This window comes from Streptomyces sp. NPDC057445 (assembly GCF_042802855.1).
GTDB lineage: Bacteria > Actinomycetota > Actinomycetes > Streptomycetales > Streptomycetaceae > Streptomyces.
The window spans coordinates 48822-69535 of record NZ_JBHVDH010000028.1; the positions used below are offsets into that span (position 1 = coordinate 48822).

Below are 20714 nucleotides of genomic sequence, written 5' to 3' on the forward strand. Positions count from 1 at the left end.
TGTGGAACGGGCCTCGACTTCGTGACCTGACGCTCACCGCGCTTGGCGCCGGCGGCTGTACCGACATCCCCAAAGCCGGCACAGCGCGCGACGTGGCTCAGTCCATGCCGGTGCCCGGGTCGTACTCTTCGTAGCCCTCCCCGGTGCCGCCGTCGAACCCTGAATCCTCGCCGTACTCGTCGCGGTCCCCGCCGAACGGCCCGTCCCCCTCGTCCGGGCAGTCGGACCCGCGATCGGCAGGGCGCTCCGCCAGGAGCGAGCGGGCACGGGCCTCGCCCCAGCTGTTCACGTACCAAGGCTTGCCCGGATCCTCGAGATCGAGCTCGATCGATCGCAGCGCGCACGAACGCACGGGTTCCGGCAGCCGGTCCAGGGCCGGTACGGCGTCCGCCGACAGATCGCGCAGATAGTCGACGTCGATCTTGCCGGTCTTCTCGTAGCGCTGCACGTTGCGCTCGGCGATCAGCGCGTCCGGGGACGCGAGGCCGAACGCCAGCACAGCGGCCGCGGCACTGCCCACCACGGCGCGCGGCAGCCGGCGGTTGCCGAAGAGCCCCGCGGCGATGATCAGTACGATCACCAGACCGAGCCACAGTTCCATCGCGGCCACGGACACGCGCAGCCGCGTGAGTCCGTACGCATCGACGTAGAGGTCCATCCTGCGCAGTGCGGACGCCACGACGACCAGGGTGAGCACGCACAGGGTGCCGAGCACGGTACGTACGAGGGTGCGGTCGCGGGCACCGTCGCGCGGTGCCCAGCGCAGGGCGAGCCCGATGACGATCAGCGTGAGCAGGGTGGCCCAGAGCAACTGCCAGAACCCTTGCCGGGCGTACTGGGCGTAGGTCAGTCCCGTTTCGTCCAGAACCTTGTCGTACCCACCGAAAAGGACGGCGAGCTGGACGGCGATGAACGCGGCGAAGAGAAGGTTGAGGACGACGAGCGGGAGCGCCCATTCGAGCCTGCCTCTGGCCTTGCCCTTCCCCATGGTGAGGCGGTCCCAGCGGAGCGGGGCGGCCGCGGTGCGTGCCGCGGCGAGCGCGCCGGCGAGGCCGAGAAGGAAGAGGAAGAACCGCCACGGGCCGTCGACGAGCGAGACATCGGGGATCAGCTCGCCGAGCAGATCGGCGAAAGCGGCGTCGGCACCGGCGAACAGGGCGCCGAACACGATCAGCAGGACCGCTGCCACCGCGATCGTCCTGACCACGGGTCCCCAGCGGCCGCGCGAACCCTCGGCCCGCTCACGCAGCCCCCGCCAGCCCCAGGCCGGGCCGGTGACGAGCGTGTCGAACAGACCGATCGGTCCGAACAGCACCCCTGGCCAACTGCGGCCACCGTGCAGGGCGAGCGAGCCGATCGCGAGCGCCGAGACGACGGCCAGGAAGGTGGGCCAGCCTGCGTCGCGCAGTGCGGGAACGGTCAGCAGGGCCAGGGCGCCGAGTGCCCACACCGCCGTCCAGGGGCGGAGCCGGCGGCCTGCGGTCCGGGCCGCGAAGAACGCGGCGAGCGCGGCCGGCACGGCCACGATCAGCAGGTTCACTCCGAGCCCCTCGCCGAGCAGCAGTGCGCTCAGCAGCGCGGTGGCGAGGGCGCACCAGAGTGTTGCGACACGTACGGGAGCGGGTGGGCCGGGTCGTATCCCGGCCAGCCGGGACTCGGGGCGGGGCCTCGGCGGAGGCCAGGGTTGCGCATGGTGCGGCCAGGGCGAAGGGGGCACATGTCCTGGGCCCGGCGCGGGCCCCGGACCAGGAACAGCACCAGGACCAGGACCAGGACCAGGACCAGGCGGTTGCGGCTGCGGCTGCGGCTGCGACGCCCGGGCAGCAGCTCGCGGCTCGGAACCCGGTGACTGCGACTTGTTGACGGAGACACGCGGCTCGGTGTCGGCGGGCGGCCCTTGTTGCTGCTTCCGGACCGGCTCCGGCTCGCTGCCCGACTCCGTGCGTGAATCCTCTGCCGCTCCCCGCTCCTGATCCGGTATTCGGTCCTGAACCTGGTCCGCCCCTGGGCCCGATTCCTTGCCCGGGCCCGGTTCCGGTTCTGTTCCCTCTGGCGTGGACGGTACGTCTGACACGGGACCCCTCCCGACCGGGCTCCCCTGCCCGGCCTATGGCCGCCCGCAGGTCCCGGCGTCTCGTCGGCACGCGCCGGTCATGATCAACGCGCGGCGTGGCCGAAAGGGTAGCCCTCCCCTGGCCGGCTCAGGCCGCCGCGGAGACGCTGTGGCAGGACCGTGACAGTCGGGCCACAGGGCTGCAGCCACTCAGCTGGCGCCCGGCACTCAGCCGACTCGGGTCGGAAGCCACTCGGGCAGAGCCTCGGTACGTTCCAGCCAGTCCACCGGCGGAGCACCGGCGTCCGCAGCCGCGACCACTCCCCCGGCAATCGCGCAGGTCGTGTCCACGTCCCCGCCGACCTGAGCGGTCGTCCAGAAGACCTGCTCGAAGTCGCCGAGCGCGCGGGCGGCCGACCACAGGGCGAACGGCACCGTGTCGTGCGCACTCGTGCGACGCCCGCTGCCGAGCACCGCGGCGACCGTCCCGGCATCGCCGTAGTCGAGCATGTCCCGTGCCCGGCGAAGTCCCGCGCCCACGGCACTGCGCGGCACGAGAGCGACCACCCCGTCGAGCAGTTCGGTCGGCGTCGGCGGCCCGTCCGGGGACGCGACCAGCGCCGCGGCTGCCGCGACGGCCATGCTGCCCACCACGGCCTCGCGATGCTGATGCGTCGTGTACGACGAGATCTCGGCCTGGTGCGTGGCCTGCTCCGGATCATCGGCGTACCACGCGCCGAGCGGGGCGATCCGCATCGCCGAACCATTCCCCCACGAGCCCTGACCGTTGAACAACGCCGAGGCGAGTTCTCGCCAGTCGTCGCCCTCACGGATCAACCGGAGCATCCGGTTGACGGCGGGCCCGTAGCCGCGGTCGAAGTCATGGCGCTCGGCGAACGAGCGGGCGAGTGCGTCCTGGTCGATCCGGCCGTGGCCGGCGAGGACGGCCAGCACGGAACACGCCATCTCGGTGTCGTCGGTCCACTGCCAGGGGCCGGACGGCAGCTCGCGCCGCTTGAGCAGCGGATAGTTCGAGGGCACGAAGAACTGGGAGCCCAGGGCGTCCCCCACGCACAGCCCACGCAGGCTGGCCAGGGCGCGGTCGAAACGCCGGTCGACGGAGTCGGGTGGGGTGGGAGAGGAATCAGCGGTCATCGCCCGGCCACTCTATCCGGTGACGCCGTACCACTCGGGTGTGCACCAGCGCGCGAACGGCCTGTCCAGTGTGTACCGCCCGTCCTCGCCCAGCAGCAGCATTCTCGTCTCGCCGTTGCCTGGGTTGGAGAGAGACTCGAACTCGGGCACCGTCCAGTGGAACCAGCGCATGCAGAACAGCCGCATGGTCAGACCATGGGTGACGAGCAGCACATTGGGCGGGTGGTCCGGTGCCTCGAAGCTCCGGTAGAGGCTCTCCAGGAACGCCCCCACCCTGTCGTACACGTCGGCGCCGGACTCACCCTGTGGCAGGCGGTAGAAGAAGTGCCCGTAAGCGTCGCGGTAGGTCTTCTGCAGCCGTACGTCGTCCCTGTCCTGCCAGTTCCCCCAGTCCTGCTCACGCAGCCTCGGTTCCTCCCGGAGCCGGACGAGATCCGGGTCGAGACGGAACGCTTTGTACGTCTGATGGGTGCGGCGGTACGGCGAGACGTAGACGCTGACCCCTTCCCGCCCGAAGAGCTCACGCAGCCGCTGCCCGGTCTCTTCTGCCTGGCGCCAACCGCGCTCGGTCAGCCGCAGGGCGTGGTCCGGCTCACGCTCGTACACCGAGTCGTCGGCATTCCCCTCCGACTCGCCGTGCCGGACAAGAACGATGCGCCGCGGTCGTGCCATACGACAAACACTAGATCGGGCGGGGCCAGGACGAGCCCCCCGCACAGCGCCCGTCCGCGTGTCACTGCGAAGGGGCGCGGACGCCGGGTCGATCACACGGTCCAGGAAGGCTCGAGCTCGACCACATCGCCGGCGAGCGCGGCGACGTCCGCCTCCGTCTGCGCGCGCAACGACAGCCGTTCCACCCGCTCCACGCGATATTTACCGTGCTCTGCGGCCGACTGCCACATGGAGAGCACCAGGAACTCGTTCCCGGGCGCCTCCCCGAACAGCCCACGCACCATCCCGGGTGACCCCGCCATCGCCGGATTCCACACCTTCTCCTGCATCAGCGAGAAGTGCTCGACCCTGTGTTCGTGCACCTTGCAGTGGGCGACGCGTAGGACGTCGGCATCGGTGAAGCGGGGCTCGAAGCCGGTCTTCACGTCGAAGCGATGGTCGAAGAGCTTGACCTGGGTGTCGGTGAACGTACCCGACTGCGCCGCCGCCAGCCTGTCGTGGGAGCGCGCCATGAACGAGTCGTAGAAGGCGCGCGTCTCCCAGAACGCGAAGACGTGTGCCACACCCGGCCGCCCCCGGCTCCACCCTCCGCCCTGCCCCCGGAATCCCGGCTCACCCAGCAGCCCCGCCCACCTCCGCTGCCCCCGCTCGAACCCTCGACGGTCCACGACGGTGCAGCGAATCCACTTGACCAGCACCGCGCCATCGTACGGCCCGGGACGTGGCCCTGGTCACTCTCCGGCAGAAAGCGATACCGGCCGTCACCCGGTACCGCACACAATGATCGACATGACCGCGCTCCATATGAACCCCGTCTTCGCACGCCTGGAGTCCGCCGAGCGCGTTCTCGTCGCCGGCGCGGGCGGCGGATTCGACGTCTACGCGGGGCTGCCCGTGGCGCTCTCGCTGCTCCACCAAGGCAAGGACGTGTATCTCGGCAACCTGTCGTTCAGCGCTCTCGAGGGTCTGCCGCTCGACGCGTGGCTCGCCCCGGACATCGCGGCCACGGTCTCGTCCTGGAGAACATCGCGGCCCTGGAGCGCGACGGCGCGTACCTGGGCAGCTTCTCCGTCTCGCGTACGACCCGGGAGGGGGCCCTCTTCCTCGACGCCGTCGAGCACGCCCGGGCGAGCACTCCTGAGCATCCCAGCATCGTGAGCGGCTCCATAGCGGCCGCCGTCCAGGGCGCGTTCGGAGACGTCCGGTTCACCTCACGCACTCGCGGCAGTGAACTGTTCATCAATCCGCTGATGTCGCTCTACTTCGCCTTCGAACTGGAGGGCGTCGCACGGCGCTGCCTCTACCTCGAGAAGATCGAGCACACACAGTTGATGCGGCAGGTGAGCAGCGCCATAGAGCTGTTCCGGGACGAAGCCGTACCGCAGCGCCCGCCCCGGCGCATCCCGCACTGACCACGTGGCCGAAAGCGTTCGGAGTACGAACTCCCACACGTGACAACATGGGCCTTCCACAGGGGCGTTGACGTCCGCAACGGCTGTCCACGATGAAGGGAAGCAGGGTGAGCAGTCTCAGCAAGGGGCTCCGTAAGGTCCAGGTGACGCTCAAATGGGACCCGAGCCCCATCGGCGAACCACCCATCGATCTCGACATCGTCGCCGCGACCTACACGACGGACGGTCCGCAGGGCGAGCCCGCATATCTCGTGCACTTCGGCAGCCGCTCCCCCGACGGCACCATCACCCTCAACAGGGACAGCACGACCGGCCAGGGCTTCGGGGCCGACGAGATCATGACCCTGGAGCTCGACCGCCTGGCCGACGGCTACGCACGGGTCGTGGTGGGTGTGGTCATCCAGCAGCGCAGGGCGGAGAAGACGTTCTCCGGAATCGCGAACACCGGTGTGCGGATACTCGAAGGTCCCGTCGAGCTGGCGAACGACGACCTCTCAGGCGTACCGGACGCCACCGCGGCGACGATCGCGGAATTCACCCGCGACGACACGGGAGCATGGCAACTCCGCACCTCCGTCCGCGGCTTCGAAGCCGACCCGGCGGAGTTCGCGAAGCTCATGGGCGCCCGGTTCCTCTGAGTCACGGCCGTTCGGATGCGCCGTTGCCGTTTCCGGTGGAGGAGCCCTTTCCCACGGTCCGCTACGGCGACCTCGCCCTTACCTCCACCGCCCGGCCGACGGCACGGGCGGCCGGGTACAGGTCCCGCGCCGCCGGCCGGACGGGGCGTGGCTGCGGATCATCGACCGGCCCGAGATACCCGGCGCGATGTGACACAGGACGGGTTCACGACACGACGGAGGGCGCCGACCGCAGGTCGGCGCCCTCCGCGTCACCCCGTGTGCCGTCCACCGCACCACCCGGCAACGGCGGTGTCCGGGATCGCAGGCGCGCGATCCGACGCATCAGACACAGCAGCGCTGGGCCGAGAAGGCCGAGGGCGGTGGAGCCGGATACCGGCTCCACCGCCCTGACCAGCTGGTTCAAGTCCAGCAGGCGCCCGGGATCAGCTGCAGCCGCTGGTCGACCCGCAGCCCTCGCAGATGTAGCAGGAGCCGGCCCGCTGCATCTTCGTACCGCACGAGAAGCACAGCGGCGCGTCCGCGCTGATGCCCAGCTGCATCTCGACGAGCTCGGCGGAGGTGTGCGCCTGCTTCGGGGCCGGGACCTCGGCCTTCGGCGGGGCGACCGCCTTCAGGGGCTCCTGCTGACGGGGGGCTGACTGGGCCAGACCCTCGACGTCCACCTCGTCGTCCGCCGGCTCGTAGGAGCCGGTCTCCAGGTGGCGCTGCCGCTCCTCCGCGGAGTGGATACCGAGCGCCGAGCGGGTCTCGAAGGGCAGGAAGTCCAGCGCCAGGCGTCGGAAGATGTAGTCGACGATCGACTGGGCCATCCGCACGTCCGGGTCGTCCGTCATGCCGGCCGGCTCGAAGCGCATGTTCGTGAACTTCGAGACGTACGTCTCGAGGGGCACGCCGTACTGCAGACCGACCGAGACGGCGATCGAGAAGGCGTCCATCATGCCCGCGAGGGTCGAGCCCTGCTTGGACATCTTCAGGAAGACCTCGCCGAGACCGTCGTCCGGGTAGGAGTTGGCGGTCATGTAGCCCTCGGCGCCGCCGACCGTGAAGGACGTCGTGATGCCGGGACGGCCCTTCGGAAGGCGCTTGCGGACCGGGCGGTACTCGACGACCTTCTCGACCGCGGTACGGATGGTCTCCTCGGCCTTCTCGGTGAGCTCGGCCTTCTCCTTCTCCTTCTTCTTCGCGGAGAGGGGCTGGCCGACCTTGCAGTTGTCGCGGTAGATCGCGAGCGCCTTGACGCCCATCTTCCACGCCTCGAAGTAGATCTCCTCGACCTCCTCGACGGTCGCCGACTCCGGCATGTTGACCGTCTTGGACAGGGCGCCGGAGATCCACGGCTGGATCGCGGCCATCATGCGGACGTGGCCCATGGCGGAGATGGAGCGCTCACCCATGGCGCAGTCGAAGACCTCGTAGTGCTCGGTCTTCAGGCCGGGGGCGTCGATCACATTGCCGTGGTCGGCGATGTGGGCGACGATCGCCTCGATCTGCTCCGGCTGGTAGCCGAGTCGGCGCAGTGCCTGCGGCACGGTGCCGTTGACGATCTGCATCGAGCCGCCGCCGACCAGCTTCTTGAACTTGACCAGGGCGAGGTCGGGCTCCAGGCCGGTGGTGTCGCAGGACATCGCCAGACCGATGGTGCCGGTCGGGGCGATGACGGACGCCTGGGAGTTGCGGAAACCGTTCTTCTCGCCGAGGCGGATCACGTCCTGCCAGGCCTCGGTCGCGGCGGCCCAGATCGGCGTGTCCAGTTCGTCCGTGCGGACGGCCGTGGCATTGGCGTCGGCGTGCTGCTTCATCACGCGCTTGTGCGGCGCGGCGTTGCGGGCGTAGCCGTCGTACGGACCGACGACCGCGGCGAGCTCGGCCGAGCGCCGGTACGACGTACCCGTCATCAGGGACGTGATGGCGCCGGCCAGGGCACGGCCGCCGTCGGAGTCGTACGCGTGGCCGGTCGCCATCAGCAGGGCGCCGAGGTTGGCGTAGCCGATGCCGAGCTGGCGGAAGGCCCGCGTGTTCTCGCCGATCTTCTGCGTCGGGAAGTCCGCGAAGCAGATGGAGATGTCCATCGCCGTGATGACGAGCTCGACGACCTTGCTGAAGCGCTCGACGTCGAAGGACTGGTTGCCCTTGCCGTCGTCCTTCAGGAACTTCATGAGGTTCAGCGAGGCCAGGTTGCACGAGGTGTTGTCCAGGTGCATGTACTCGCTGCACGGGTTCGAGCCGTTGATCCGGCCCGACTCCGGGCAGGTGTGCCAGTGGTTGATGGTGTCGTCGTACTGGATGCCCGGGTCGGCGCAGGCCCAGGCGGCCTCTGCCATCTTACGGAAGAGCGACTTGGCGTCGACCTCCTCGATGACGTCGCCGGTCATACGGGCGCGCAGCCCGAACTTGCCGCCGGACTCGACGGCCTTCATGAACTCGTCGTTCACGCGGACCGAGTTGTTGGCGTTCTGGTACTGGACGGACGTGATGTCGTCGCCGCCCAGGTCCATGTCGAAGCCCGCGTCGCGCAGCGCGCGGATCTTCTCCTCTTCCTTGACCTTGGTCTCGATGAAGTCCTCGATGTCCGGGTGGTCGACATCGAGGATGACCATCTTGGCGGCGCGGCGTGTCGCCCCGCCGGACTTGATCGTTCCTGCGGAGGCGTCGGCGCCCCGCATGAAGGAGACCGGGCCCGAGGCGTTGCCGCCGGAGGACAGCAGTTCCTTGGAGGAGCGGATGCGGGAGAGGTTCAGGCCGGCGCCGGAGCCGCCCTTGAAGATCATGCCCTCTTCCTTGTACCAGTCGAGGATCGACTCCATGGAGTCGTCGACGGACAGGATGAAGCAGGCGGAGACCTGCTGCGGCTGAGGCGTGCCGACGTTGAACCACACCGGCGAGTTGAAGCTGAAGATCTGGTGCAGGAGGGCGTACGCCAGCTCGTGCTCGAAGATCTCCGCGTCGGCGGGCGAGGCGAAGTACTTGTAGTCCTCACCTGCCTTGCGGTACGTCTTCACGATCCGGTCGATGAGCTGCTTGAGACCGGTCTCGCGCTGCGGGGTGCCGACGGCCCCCCGGAAGTACTTGCTGGTGACGATGTTGACCGCGTTCACCGACCAGAAGTCGGGGAACTCGACGCCACGCTGCTCGAAGTTGACCGAGCCGTCGCGCCAGTTGGTCATGACGACGTCGCGGCGCTCCCAGACCACCTCGTCGTACGGATGCACGCCGGGGGTGGTGTGGATGCGCTCGATACGCAGACCCTGCGGGGCCGCCGCGGCCTTGGATCCCTTGGCCCGGGAACCCCGTGCCGGGCCGCTCGTCGTCTCTGTCATGCCGCCTCCCATATACGGGCGAAAACGCCCTGAAGTGCCCAGATCTTCCCGTGGCACAGTGTCTGTCCAGCGCCCCGGAAGCCGCGCCGCGCGCGGCTTCCGTGACAGGTCTTTTGCCGCTCCGCGGCCGATCACCGGCCCCGGTGGGGCCGGCCGGTCGGTCAGTCGGCGGCGATGGCGGGCACGGGTGCCTTCTGGGGCACACCGGGCTCGCATTCCTCTGCGGGGGGCCGCTGCTCACGGAGCTCCGTGATCGCGGCCTCGAAGTCTTCGAGCGAGTCGAACGCTCGGTACACGGACGCGAAGCGCAGGTACGCGACGAGGTCGAGCTCCTGCAAGGGGCCGAGTATGGCCAGCCCGACATCGTGGGTGGTCAGCTCGGCGCTTCCGGTGGCGCGCACCGCTTCCTCGACCCGCTGGCCGAGCTGTGCGAGGGCGTCTTCGGTGACCGGCCGCCCCTGGCACGCCTTGCGCACGCCGGAGATGACCTTGGTACGGCTGAAGGGTTCCGTCACCCCGCTGCGCTTGATCACCATCAGCGAGGCGGTCTCCACCGTCGTGAATCGACGGGAGCAGTCGGGGCACTGACGGCGACGCCGGATCGACGTACCGTCGTCGGTGGTCCGGCTGTCGACAACGCGGCTGTCGGGGTGCCTGCAGAAGGGGCAGTGCATGGCTCCCAACCCTCCTTCACAGCACGACTGAATAGCCCCGACAGGGCCGGTCGGACCCCCTCGAAGCAGCCACAAGCATAGGCGATCGCCGAGACCTTGATGACCCCGGACCACAACTTCTGGGCGGCTACCCCAATCCAACCACTAGATCTGGGGTTTGACCGTCCATCGCATGCAGGCGCGTGTCGCGCGGCGCGCGCCTGCGGACAGACGGAACGCGGGCCGATCGGACCGGCCACGAGAGTACGGGAAAACGCGCGGCTACCCGGATTAGGGGTCCGCGGATGACACACTGGAGTGGCACCCACGGAAACACCCCCGCGGCCTCGCGAACGGCGGTGAGGGCCGTCGCAGCGACTCCGCGACGGCCGGAATCGCCACCGCGACCCAGGCCGCCTAATACACCCGACGCAAGCACACGTCAGGTAATTTGCGATTTTTCACTCGAACGTGTGTTTGGCGCAACCTTTCGAAAGCAACTACCGTTGTGCAGCTAGGGAGACCATCTCGAGAGGGGCCGACGTGACCACCACCGCAGACAGTGCCACCATCACTGCCCAGGACCGCTCCCAGAACCGATTCGAGCCGGTGCATGCCATGAACGACGCAGTCACGACCCCGGAGGGGACCGAGCCCTCGCGACCTACGCGCTCGCTGCCCGGCCGGCCTCCAGGGATCCGCGCGGACAGCTCGGGTCTCACGGACCGGCAGCGGAGGGTCATCGAGGTCATTCGCGACTCCGTGCAGCGGCGGGGGTACCCGCCGTCGATGCGCGAGATCGGCCAGGCGGTAGGGCTGTCCAGCACGTCGTCGGTCGCCCACCAGCTCATGGCTCTCGAGCGCAAGGGCTTTCTCCGCCGCGACCCGCACCGTCCGCGGGCCTACGAGGTCCGCGGCTCGGATCAGCCCGCCACCCAGCCGACCGACACCACCGGCAAGCCCGCCGCCTCCTACGTGCCCCTCGTCGGCCGGATCGCCGCCGGTGGCCCGATCCTCGCGGAGGAGTCGGTCGAGGACGTCTTCCCCCTGCCACGGCAGCTGGTCGGCGACGGTGAGCTCTTCGTCCTCAAGGTCGTGGGCGACTCCATGATCGAGGCCGCGATCTGTGACGGGGACTGGGTGACCGTGCGCCGCCAGCCGGTCGCGGAGAACGGTGACATCGTCGCGGCGATGCTGGACGGCGAGGCCACGGTCAAGCGCTTCAAGCGGGAGGACGGCCACGTCTGGCTGCTTCCGCACAACGCGGCGTACCAGCCGATCCCCGGTGACGAGGCAACGATCCTCGGCAAGGTGGTGGCGGTTCTTCGGCGGGTGTGACCTCACCTCGTCGGCTCTGACCGGGCCCCGGGACCCACTGCGCCGGTCCCGGGGCCCTGCTGTGTGGCTGCGCCCCGGTCACCGACGTACCGACTTCCCCGTCTTCGTCCTGGCGCCGCTACCGGTCGTCGGCCTTCGCCGCCGCGTCGATCGCGGCGAGCGAGCGGCGCACCTGGTTACGGTCCGTGGTGTACCAGAAGTCGGGGAGTGAAGTCCGCAGATAGCTGCCGTACCGGGCGTTGGCCAGGCGTGGGTCGAGCACGGCCACGACTCCCCGGTCACCCGTGGCCCGTACGAGACGGCCGGCCCCCTGGGCCATCAGCAGCGCCGCGTGTGTCGCCGCGACAGCCATGAAGCCGTTTCCGCCGGCCTCCTCCACTGCCTTCTGGCGGGCGCTCATCAGCGGGTCGTCGGGGCGGGGGAAGGGAATGCGGTCCATCACGACAAGCTGGCAGCTCGGCCCCGGTACATCGACGCCCTGCCAGAGGGACAGGGTGCCGAAGAGGCAGGTCTCGGGATCGGCCGCGAAGTTCTTGATCAGCTCGCCGAGAGTCTCCTCGCCCTGGAGCAGGATGGGCTTGTCGAAACGCCCGCGCAGCTCCTCAGCCGCTGCCTGGGCAGCCCGCATCGACGAGAACAGGCCGAGGGTCCTGCCGCCGGCCGCCTCCATCAGCTCGGCCAGCTCGTCCATCATGTCGCCCCGGCTGCCCTCGCGGCCGGGCGTGGCCAGATGGCGGGCGACGTAGAGGATGCCCTGCTTGGGATAGTCGAAGGGCGAACCGACGTCGAGGCCCTTCCACACGGGGACGTCCTCGCCCTCGGGGCCCTGCGTGCCCTCCGGGGCGAGCCCGAGCGAAGCGCCGACACCGTTGAAGTCGCCGCCCAGCTTGAGCGTCGCGGAGGTCAGGACGACCGACCGGTCGGCGAAAAGCTTCTCGCGGAGGAGCCCCGAGACCGAGAGCGGTGCGACCCGCAGGGAGGCGCCGAAGCGGTCATGGCGTTCGTACCAGACGACGTCGTACTCGGAGCCGTTCGTGATCCGCTCGGCGACATCGTGAATGGTCTCGACCGCGGCGAGGGCCTGCTTGCGCACGGCGTCCTCGTCCTGGACGGACTTGTCACGGGTGGCACCGATCGCCGAGATGACCGTACGGGCGGCGTCGCGCAGCGCCATCAGCGCGTACCCCAGGTCCTCCGGGATCTCTTCGAGGCGGCCGGGGAGCGCGAGCTCCATGAGCCGCTCGAAACCTTCGGCCGCCGTCTGCAGCTGGTCCGCCGCCTTTTCGTCGGCCAGCTTGGCTGCGCGGCGCACCGCGCGGTTGACCTGGCCGGGAGTGAGCTCGCCCGTGGCGACGCCGGTGACCCTGGAGACCAGTTCATGGGCCTCGTCGACGATCAGCACCTCGTGCTGCGGCAGCACCGGAGCGCCCTCGATGGCGTCGATGGCGAGGAGCGCGTGATTCGTGACCACCACGTCGGAGAGCTTGGCGCGCTCCCTGGCCATCTCGGCGAAGCACTCCGCCCCGTACGCGCACTTGCTGGCGCCCAGACACTCCCGGGAGGACACGGAGACCTGGGACCACGCCCGGTCGGAGACGCCGGGGGTGAGATCGTCCCGGTCTCCCGTCTCCGTCTCGTCCGCCCAGTCCCGCATCCGCAGGAGGTCCTGGCCCAGCTTGCTGGTGGGCGCTGCCGCCTCGAACGGATCGAAGAGGCCGTCCTCCTCTTCCTGCGGGACCCCTTCATGGAGGCGGTGCAGGCAGAGGTAGTTCGACCGGCCCTTGAGCATGGCGAACTCCGGACGGCGGCGGAGCAGCGGGTGCAGCGCGTCCACCGTGCGCGGAAGGTCGCGCTCCACGAGCTGCCGCTGCAGCGCGAGTGTCGCCGTGGCCACGACGACACGCTCCCCGTGGGCCAGGGCCGGCACCAGATAGCCGAGGGACTTGCCGGTGCCGGTACCGGCCTGGATGAGCAGGTGGGAGCTGTCGTCGATGGCTGCGGCCACGGACTCGGCCATGGTGACCTGGCCAGGCCGTTCCACCCCGCCGACAGCGGTCACCGCGGCGTGGAGGAGCTCGGGGAGGGATGGCTTCGTCATAGACCGTCCAGCCTAAGGGGCGCCACTGACAGCGCGATCACATTCCGGTGCGGCCAGGGCCGGCCAGGGACTTCGACACGAGGACTCCTCGAAGGGAACCGACGCGGGGCGGGCGGTGTACCCAGAGCAGCGGGTCGTTCACAGCAGGCCGGCCAGCGTGCGGTCGCGGACCATGAGCGCGGCTCGCTTGCCGGGGAGGTCCACTTCCGCGGAGAAGCGGAAGCCGGCCCTCAGAAAGGCCGAGACGGAGGGGGTGTTGCGCAGGTCGGGTTCCGCGATGACACGTGCGCAGCGAGGGCGCTTGTCGAGGATGAGATCGGCGGCGGCCCGGAGCAGTGCCGCGCCCACACCCCGGCCGCGGTCGGCGACACCCCCGACGAGGAGGTGGATGCCGGTGTCATGCGGGCGGGCGGGGTAGTGGCGGGCGAGTGGGTCGAGATCGGCGCGGTAGATCTCGAAGTAGCTCATCGGTACGTCGCCGAGGACACCGAGGCAGGGGATGCTGCGCCCGTCGCCGTCCAGCTGGGAGAGCAGATGGGCGCCGGTGACCGATTCGGGCCCCGCCAGTTCCCAGAAGGCCGCGACGGCGGGGTCGTTCATCCACCGGCTGATCAGTTGGAGGTCGCGCTCGATACGGACGGGGAGCAGCTGAAGGGGGCCGAAGGGGGTGGTGGCCGCACCCCAGTCGGCGAGGGTGTCGAGAAGGTCATCGCGGGCGAGTGCTCTGTGGGCGGATTCGCCGGCCGCCGTGCCGTCCATGGCCGTGGGGTCGGCCGTGGCCGTGGGGTCGGCCGAGGCCGTGAGGTCGTCCGCCGGCCGGTCCTGCCCGAAGAGCGCGAGGAGTTCGTCGGGCAGCCGCAGGTCCAGGGTGTCCTCGCCTCCCCCTGCGGAGTGGACCCCGGGGACCCCGGGGACTCCGGTGTCGGTGCTCGATTCGGTGGGAGGCATGGGTGGTGCGCTCTCCTCTCAGCGGTTCGGACCGCCCGGTGGCCTTCGTTGCCGTTGCGGGCCGTTCAGGAATGGAGGGGGTTGGTGATCGTGACGTAGACGGACTGGGTGTCCACGGGACCGACGAGCTCGTCGAGGCCGTTGAGCCGGGTGAGCAGATTGGCCTTGCAGCGCAGCGTGGGGGTGTCCAGGAGGAGTGCCGGGAGGGGTGAGCCCAGTGCGGCGGCGGAAGTGAGGAACCGGCGGAAGGCCGCGATGAGTACGCGCTCGTCGGCGAGGCGCTGGGCTCCGAAGGCGCCGATCAGTCCGAGGACGTTGTTGATGCCGAGGTAGTAGGCGAAGCGTTCGTCCGTGACCTCGTCGGTGACGAAGGTGTCGCTGGCGGTGCCGATGCCGGGGAGCCTGCCGTCCAGGGCCCTGCGGTGGGACTCGCGGAAGTAGTAGCCCTGGTTGTCGCGGTAGCGCCCGCCTGCCGGCCAGCCGTCGGGGTCGAGCAGCACCAGGGTGTTCTGCTGGTGTGCTTCGAGGGCGATCCCTGCCGTGCCGTCCAGCCAGAGCACGGGGCGTACGACCTGATCGAGGTAGCGGAGGAACCACTCGGCCGCCACGGCGCCGCCGGGCCGGCCTGTGCGGATGGCGAGCCGGTTGACGATGTCGGCAAGGCGGGAGTGGGTCCCGGGCCGGTCCGGCCAGGGCCGGGGTGCGGTGAGCCCGGCGATGCACACGGCATCGTCACCGGCGCCGAAGGGGTTGTGCCGCAGCATGACGTCGAGACCGGCCACGGGCAGACCGTCGGGGGTGTCGACGGCGAGCCAGGCGGGATCGCGCACGATGTCGAAGCCGGGGTGTGCGGACCGCCACTGCTCGGCCAGACCGCTGCGCAGCAGACGGTGGACCTCCACACCACGGTGGAGTTCCTTGCGGAGATTCTCGCGGCGGGAGTTGGTGATGCGTACGCCGAGAGAGAGCTTGAGCATGACGGGGGCACCCGGTCGGTGCACGGTGCGGACCGATGAGGTGGGGTGCCAGGGATCTCCGCCGGGGCCGAGGTCATGGAGCAGACCGGCGTCGAAGAGCGCTTCGACGGCGGGGCGGTGGCGGAGTTCCCTGGCCTGCCAGGGGTGGACCGGCAGGGGCACGGTGTCGGGCGGGAGCTGCAGGTCGCCGATGAGACGTCGCGCCAGCCGCTCGGCGGGAATGACCCGGCCCTCCTCCGTCCAGGCCGAGTCGGTGGCCAGCACGCCCCGGTCGACGGCCATCCAGTGGAGCGGGAAGGAGCCGTACAACTCGGGTGAGTACAGACGGGCCTCGGTCTCCGAGAGTCCCTCCCGGCTCTTGGGTGTCGGGTGGAGGGGGTGTCCGAGGATCAGTGACTGTTCTGCGGTGAGGAACAGGTCGGCACCGGCGCCGGGCCCGGGGGACTGCCTGCGGTCGGCGATGAAGTCGGCCGTCCGGCGGAGCGAGTCGGCGACCCGGCCGACGAGGTCGGCCGCCTCTGAACGTCGCCTGCCGGCGCACCCGTCGTCGCCGGAGTCCCGGAGGGCGGGGAGAGGACCCGCGCCGCCAGGTTCACGGCTGAGGAGGGCGGCCACGGTGACGGCGTCGGCCGGTGCGGCACCGTGGGGCGCTCCTTCCAGGGCGGGCGGGCCGAAGCGATGCCAGCCGGTGGCCGACCAGTAGCGGACCGGTACGAGAAGGGCGGTGCCGCCGGTGTCGAGCGGGATACGGAGGGTGTGGCCGTCGGGCCGGGGGAGATCGTTCTCCCTGACCCAGCAGCGCAGCAGGTTCTCGGTCGCGGCAGCGTCCGCGGCGATGGCCGGATCGGGGTGGTCGAGCGGGTCGGGCACCGCGGTGAGGGACGGCGTCGGGGCGCCGAGGTTGGGGCCTGCGGACGGTTCGCTCCGCTCGTCGGAACAGCCCGTCGGCTGACGCGGCACCGTCGTCGGCCCGGCCGTGAGGGGGTCGGGCGTCCCGGTCTCCTCGTCGTTGTCGGCCAGGACGCGGCCGTCGGGGTCGGGGACGTCAGGTGCGACAGGGGTGGGGTTCACGGGGACTTCCTTGTGCTGTCGTCCGGGATCAGTGAGCCGGTCGGTTGTCGTTCCGGCGGCGGGCCGAGCCTTCTGCCGCGCTCAAGGCGTCGGCGAATCGGTCGAGGACCGCGTTGGCCTGTTCGTCGGTGAGCGTGAGAGGGGGCAACAGGCGGACGACGCCCGCGTGGCGGCCGCCGAGTTCGACGATGAGGCCGCGGCGCAGGCATTCCTGCTGGACCGCGGCGGCGAGGGCGGGGTCGGTCGGAGGGGCGTCTGCGCCCGGGTCGTCGAAGTCCGGGTCGACGAGTTCGACGCCGATCATGAGGCCGCGGCCTCGTACGTCGCCGATGCAGCGGTGGGTCGCCGCGAGGCCCTGGAGCCTGCCGAGCATTCGGGCTCCGAGCGTCGCGGCCCGCTCGGCGAGACGGTTCTCACGGACGTAGGCGAGGGTGGCCGTGCCCGCGGCCATGGCCAGCTGGTTCCCGCGGAACGTACCGGCGTGCGCGCCGGGCTGCCAGATGTCGAGATCCGAGTGGTAGACGATGACGGCCAGCGGGAGGGACCCGCCGATCGCCTTGGACAGGACCATCACATCGGGGACGATCCCGCTGTGCTCGACCGCCCAGAAGGTACCCGTGCGGCCTACGCCGGTCTGTACCTCGTCGGCGATCAGCGGGATGGAGCGGGACGAGGTGATGTGGCGCATCCGACGCATCCAGGTGTCGGGCGCCGGGATGACTCCGCCCTCCCCCTGCACGGGTTCCAGGATCATTCCGGCCGGGGAGCCGACCCCGCCCTTGGGGTCGTCGAGGAGGTTCTCGGTCCATCGTGCGGCCAGTTCGGCGCCGCGCTCGCCGCCGACTCCGAAGGGGCAGCGGTAGTTCTGCGGGTAGGGCAGCCGGGTCACGCGGACATCGGTGGCGCCGCCAGAGGCGTCCAGGGCTCCGGCGGTCATGCCGTGGTAGGCCCCTGTGAACGCGAGCAGTCCCGTGCGGCCGGTCGCCGTGCGGACGAGTTTCAGAGCCGCCTCGACCGCATCGGTGCCGGCAGGTCCACAGAACTGGATCCGGGCGTTGTCGGCGAGCGAGCGGGGCAGGGTCGCGAACAGCTCGGTGGTGAAGGCGTCCTTGACCGGAGTGGCGAGGTCGAGGACATGCAGCGGCGCGCCCGAGTCGAGCACCTTCCTGATGGCCTCCAGCACGACGGGGTGGTTGTGGCCGAGAGCCAGCGTCCCCGCGCCCGAAAGGCAGTCGAGGTAGCGGCGGCCGTCGGCGCCCTCGATGGTGAGCCCCCGGGCCCTCACGGGAACGATCGGAAGCGAACGGGCATACGTACGTGCCGCCGACTCGCGCAACGACTGGCGTCCGAGGATCCCTTCATGAGCGGCGGGCTGCGCCACCCGGCGGGCAGGTTCGGTCACGGCCACGGCTAAGGGTCCTCCCGCTGTCACAGTCACGTTCCGCATCGGCACGACGCTCCGCCGCCGCGCCATGGGGCTGAACCCCGACCTCGTGTCCCCCGTACGTACCAACGACGCCGGGACCAAGGGATCACGGTCCATCCGGAAGATCCTTCCTGCGGGAACCGCGCCCCTGCCTGAGACCGTCACCATCGGCACCGGCATAGTGGGGCTGTGCTCCGCGCGGCGGGCAGCACCGCCCGGCGTGTCGGGGGCAGTTCGTCTCATCAGGCACGGAACTCATGAAGTCCCAGGGGGATCACGACATGCGACTCAATCGCCCGACCTTCGCAGCACGCCGTGGGAGGAGCGCCGGTCGCAGAACTCCGGTGCTCGCGGCGGTCGCTGTCGCCGCGGCGCTCGCTCTGACGGCCACGGCGTGCGGCCCGAGCGAGAGCAACGCGGCCGGCAGCCCGAGCACCCCGGCCTCTCCCGACGGCAAGATCACGATCCCGGACGACCTCAAGGACCGTCTCAAGGAGCACGGGATCGACCTGGACAAGTGGAAGAACGGCGAGTGGAAGAACTGGGACAGGGAGACCTGGCTGCGCGAGGCCAAGGACTTCGTCAACCCGATGATCGAGGACCTCTGGGACCCGGAACGGATGCGGGAGGCCGAGCAGCCCGACCAGTCGGTCGAGGAGGAGGACATAGCCGGTGACAAGGGAGTCACCGACCCCACTCCCGAGCCGGTCCGGGCACAGGCTGTGAGCACCCCGTTCCACGACAGCGCCCCCGAAGCGGGCAAGCTTCTCCTCGACGGGCCGAAGGGGCCGATGGTCTGCTCCGCGACCGTCGTGCAGGACCCGGCGAACCCCGGCAGGTCCAACCTTGTCTGGACCGCGGGCCACTGTGTGCACGCGGGCAAGGAGGGCGGCTGGTACCGCAACATCGCCTTCGTCCCGTCGTACAACGACAACGGCACGTCGCCCGCCGCCACCAAGGAGGAAGTCGCTCCGCTCGGTGTGTGGTGGGGCGACTGGGCGCAGACCTCCGACCAGTGGATCTCCCAGGGCACGACGACGGGCGGCCACGGCGCTCCGTACGACTTCGCCGTGATCCATGTGACCCCGATGAAGGGCGGCAGCGGAAAGTCGCTGGAAGAGACGGTCGGTTCGGCGCTTCCGGTGAACTTCAACGCCCCGGCCACACCGAAGATCAGCACCATGACGGCGACGGGCTACCCCGCTGCGCCCCCGTTCGACGGTGAGCGGATGTTCCAGTGCCAGGACCGGCCGGGCCGTCTGTCCATCGAGGCCGACCAGCCGACGATGCACCGCATCGGCTGCACGATGACAGGCGGCGCCTCGGGTGGCGGCTGGGTCGCACCGGGCAGGAACGGCAAGCCCGCGCTGGTGTCGAACACGTCCATCGGCCCGTCGACGGGCGGCTGGCTGGCCGGACCTCGGCTCGGTCCCGAGGCCAAGACCGTCTACGACAGGGTCAGCCGGAAGTTCGCCGGCCGGTAACAGGCGATACGACGGTAACGGGCAACAGGGCGCGGGTGGCGCCGTGCAAGGGGGCCTTCGGAGCATGTCCGCAGGCCCCTTCGCGCTTCCCGCACGCCTCCCCGTCCGGTGCGTGTGAAGCCTCGCGTGGAGAGACCGTGCAGGTCGTATCCCGGTTCAACTGCCGCCAGTTCTCCCGGACTAAAATAGGGGCGCACTACGGGCGGTCCTCGGGATGACCGCCCTTTCGCATGCGCAAGCATGTGACACGTTCATGGCAATTCACTCAGGGGGACTCGTTCGATGAGATCCATACGTCCGCTGCTGGCTGCCACCGGTCTGGCCGCGGCGCTCGCGCTGACGGCCACGGCCTGCGGCCCCGACGAGAACAGCGCGTCCGACAAGCCTGCCGCCTCCACCCCCGCCGCCGGCAGCGGCGACAGCCCCGCCCTCCCCGCGGACCTGGCCGACAAGCTCAAGGAGCACGGTGTCGACCCGGACAAGTGGAGGAACGGCGAGTGGAAGAACTGGGACAAGGACAAGTGGCTGCGCGAGGCCACGGACTTCGTCAACCCTGTGATCGCAGGCCTGTGGAACCCCGAGCGGATGAAGGAGGCCAAGTCTCCGCAGAAGACCATGGCCGCCGGTGACTTCTCGGGCGACCAGGGCGTCACGGACCCGGAGCCGGCGCCCGTTCCGGCCAAGCCCGAGGAGAAGCCGTACCACAAGCACGCGGCGCCGGTGGGCAAGGTGTTCTTCGACGCCCCCGCGGGCACGATGGTCTGTTCCGCCACCGTGATCAAGGACCCGAAGGCCCCCGGAAGGTCCAACCTCGTCTGGACCGCGGGCCACTGCGTGCACGCCGGCCAGGAAGGCGGCTGGTACCGCAACATCATGTTCGTTCCGGCCTACAACGACCAGGCCAAGTCCCCCGCGGCACTGAACAACGCCAAGCCGCAGGAAATCGCCCCGTACGGCGTCTACTGGGCGGACTGGGCCTCCACCTCCGGTGAGTGGATCACCCAGGGCGGCCCGACCGGCGGCGGTGGCGCACCGTACGACTACGCCGTGATGCACGTGAAGCCGGAGAAGGGCACCAAGTCCCTCGAAGAGACGGTCGGCTTCGCCCTCGACGTCGACTTCGATGCCCCCGAGGCGAAGGACACCGACGCGATGGGTGCCTGGGGCTACCCGGCGGCGCCGCCGTTCGACGGCCTGATCATGCACAAGTGCGTCGACCGTCCCGGCCGGCTGTCCATCAGCCCGGGTACGCCGACGATGTGGCGCATCGGCTGCACCATGACGGGAGGCTCCTCCGGTGGTGGCTGGTTCGCCAAGCAGCCGAACGGCAAGCTGGCGCTGGTCTCCAACACCTCCATCGGCCCGTCGACGGGCGGCTGGCTGGCCGGACCCCGGCTCGGCGAGGGCGCCAAGGAGATCTACACGACGATGAGTGACAAGTTCGCCGGCCGGTAGACGCGAATCTGCCG

At 70.0% G+C, this 20714-nt stretch carries 14 protein-coding genes and 1 pseudogene; 5 read left to right on the forward strand and 10 right to left on the reverse strand.

Annotation, left to right across the window (positions count from 1 at the left end):
- Positions 1–97 precede the first annotated feature (97 nt).
- The 4 genes from ACFU5O_RS33980 to ACFU5O_RS33995 all read right to left on the reverse strand — a co-directional run bounded on the left by ACFU5O_RS33980 (position 98) and on the right by ACFU5O_RS33995 (position 4578).
- Positions 98–2074 carry a DUF4153 domain-containing protein gene (locus ACFU5O_RS33980; RefSeq protein WP_384246293.1) on the reverse strand — a complete coding sequence of 659 codons (1977 nt, stop codon included), beginning with the start codon at positions 2072–2074 and terminating at the stop codon, positions 98–100.
- 207 nt (positions 2075–2281) lie between these two features.
- Positions 2282–3208: an ADP-ribosylglycohydrolase family protein gene (locus ACFU5O_RS33985; protein WP_384246294.1), complete on the reverse strand. Its 927-nt coding sequence runs from the start codon at positions 3206–3208 to the stop codon at positions 2282–2284.
- A 12-nt stretch (positions 3209–3220) separates the two neighbouring features.
- A complete protein-coding gene (locus ACFU5O_RS33990) occupies positions 3221–3880 on the reverse strand; it encodes a histidine phosphatase family protein (protein WP_384246295.1) in 660 nt (219 codons plus the stop codon).
- A gap of 92 nt (positions 3881–3972) precedes the next feature.
- Positions 3973–4578, reverse strand: a complete 606-nt coding sequence (locus ACFU5O_RS33995; protein WP_384246296.1) for a YdbC family protein — start codon at positions 4576–4578, stop codon at positions 3973–3975.
- A 91-nt stretch (positions 4579–4669) separates the two neighbouring features.
- On the opposite strand from ACFU5O_RS33995, the pseudogene ACFU5O_RS34000 reads away from it, so the two are divergent.
- Together ACFU5O_RS34000 and ACFU5O_RS34005 are read left to right on the forward strand one after the other, a co-directional pair.
- Positions 4670–5292: pseudogene (locus ACFU5O_RS34000) on the forward strand (hypothetical protein).
- A gap of 92 nt (positions 5293–5384) precedes the next feature.
- The gene (locus ACFU5O_RS34005; RefSeq protein WP_384246297.1) at positions 5385–5930 is read left to right on the forward strand and encodes a TerD family protein; all 546 of its coding nucleotides are present in this window, start codon (positions 5385–5387) and stop codon (positions 5928–5930) included.
- Between the two features lie 425 nt (positions 5931–6355).
- Here the strand turns inward: ACFU5O_RS34005 and ACFU5O_RS34010 are convergent, their stop codons facing one another.
- Together ACFU5O_RS34010 and nrdR are read right to left on the reverse strand one after the other, a co-directional pair.
- On the reverse strand, positions 6356–9250 hold the full coding sequence (locus ACFU5O_RS34010; protein ID WP_384246299.1) for a vitamin B12-dependent ribonucleotide reductase: 2895 nt from the start codon (positions 9248–9250) through the stop codon (positions 6356–6358).
- A gap of 161 nt (positions 9251–9411) precedes the next feature.
- Positions 9412–9924, reverse strand: a complete 513-nt coding sequence (gene nrdR, locus ACFU5O_RS34015) for a transcriptional regulator NrdR (RefSeq protein WP_384246300.1) — start codon at positions 9922–9924, stop codon at positions 9412–9414.
- A gap of 522 nt (positions 9925–10446) precedes the next feature.
- Here nrdR and lexA point away from each other — a divergent pair.
- Positions 10447–11241, forward strand: a complete 795-nt coding sequence (lexA, locus tag ACFU5O_RS34020) for a transcriptional repressor LexA (RefSeq protein WP_384246302.1) — start codon at positions 10447–10449, stop codon at positions 11239–11241.
- Between the two features lie 118 nt (positions 11242–11359).
- On the opposite strand, the gene ACFU5O_RS34025 is transcribed toward lexA, so the two are convergent.
- From ACFU5O_RS34025 to ACFU5O_RS34040, 4 genes are all read right to left on the reverse strand, one after another.
- On the reverse strand, positions 11360–13339 hold the full coding sequence (locus tag ACFU5O_RS34025) for an ATP-dependent DNA helicase (protein WP_384246304.1): 1980 nt from the start codon (positions 13337–13339) through the stop codon (positions 11360–11362).
- A 138-nt stretch (positions 13340–13477) separates the two neighbouring features.
- Positions 13478–14287, reverse strand: a complete 810-nt coding sequence (locus ACFU5O_RS34030) for a GNAT family N-acetyltransferase (protein ID WP_384246305.1) — start codon at positions 14285–14287, stop codon at positions 13478–13480.
- A 65-nt stretch (positions 14288–14352) separates the two neighbouring features.
- On the reverse strand, positions 14353–16335 hold the full coding sequence (locus ACFU5O_RS34035) for an IucA/IucC family protein (protein WP_384246306.1): 1983 nt from the start codon (positions 16333–16335) through the stop codon (positions 14353–14355).
- A gap of 28 nt (positions 16336–16363) precedes the next feature.
- Positions 16364–17743, reverse strand: a complete 1380-nt coding sequence (locus ACFU5O_RS34040; RefSeq protein ID WP_384246308.1) for a diaminobutyrate--2-oxoglutarate transaminase family protein — start codon at positions 17741–17743, stop codon at positions 16364–16366.
- 299 nt (positions 17744–18042) lie between these two features.
- Here ACFU5O_RS34040 and ACFU5O_RS34045 point away from each other — a divergent pair, with 299 nt between their 5' ends.
- Together ACFU5O_RS34045 and ACFU5O_RS34050 are read left to right on the forward strand one after the other, a co-directional pair.
- Complete coding sequence (locus ACFU5O_RS34045) at positions 18043–19245, forward strand: trypsin-like serine peptidase (protein WP_384246309.1); 1203 nt, start codon at positions 18043–18045, stop codon at positions 19243–19245.
- 282 nt (positions 19246–19527) lie between these two features.
- Positions 19528–20700: a trypsin-like serine peptidase gene (locus ACFU5O_RS34050; RefSeq protein WP_384246310.1), complete on the forward strand. Its 1173-nt coding sequence runs from the start codon at positions 19528–19530 to the stop codon at positions 20698–20700.
- The last annotated feature ends 14 nt before the right edge of the window (positions 20701–20714 follow it).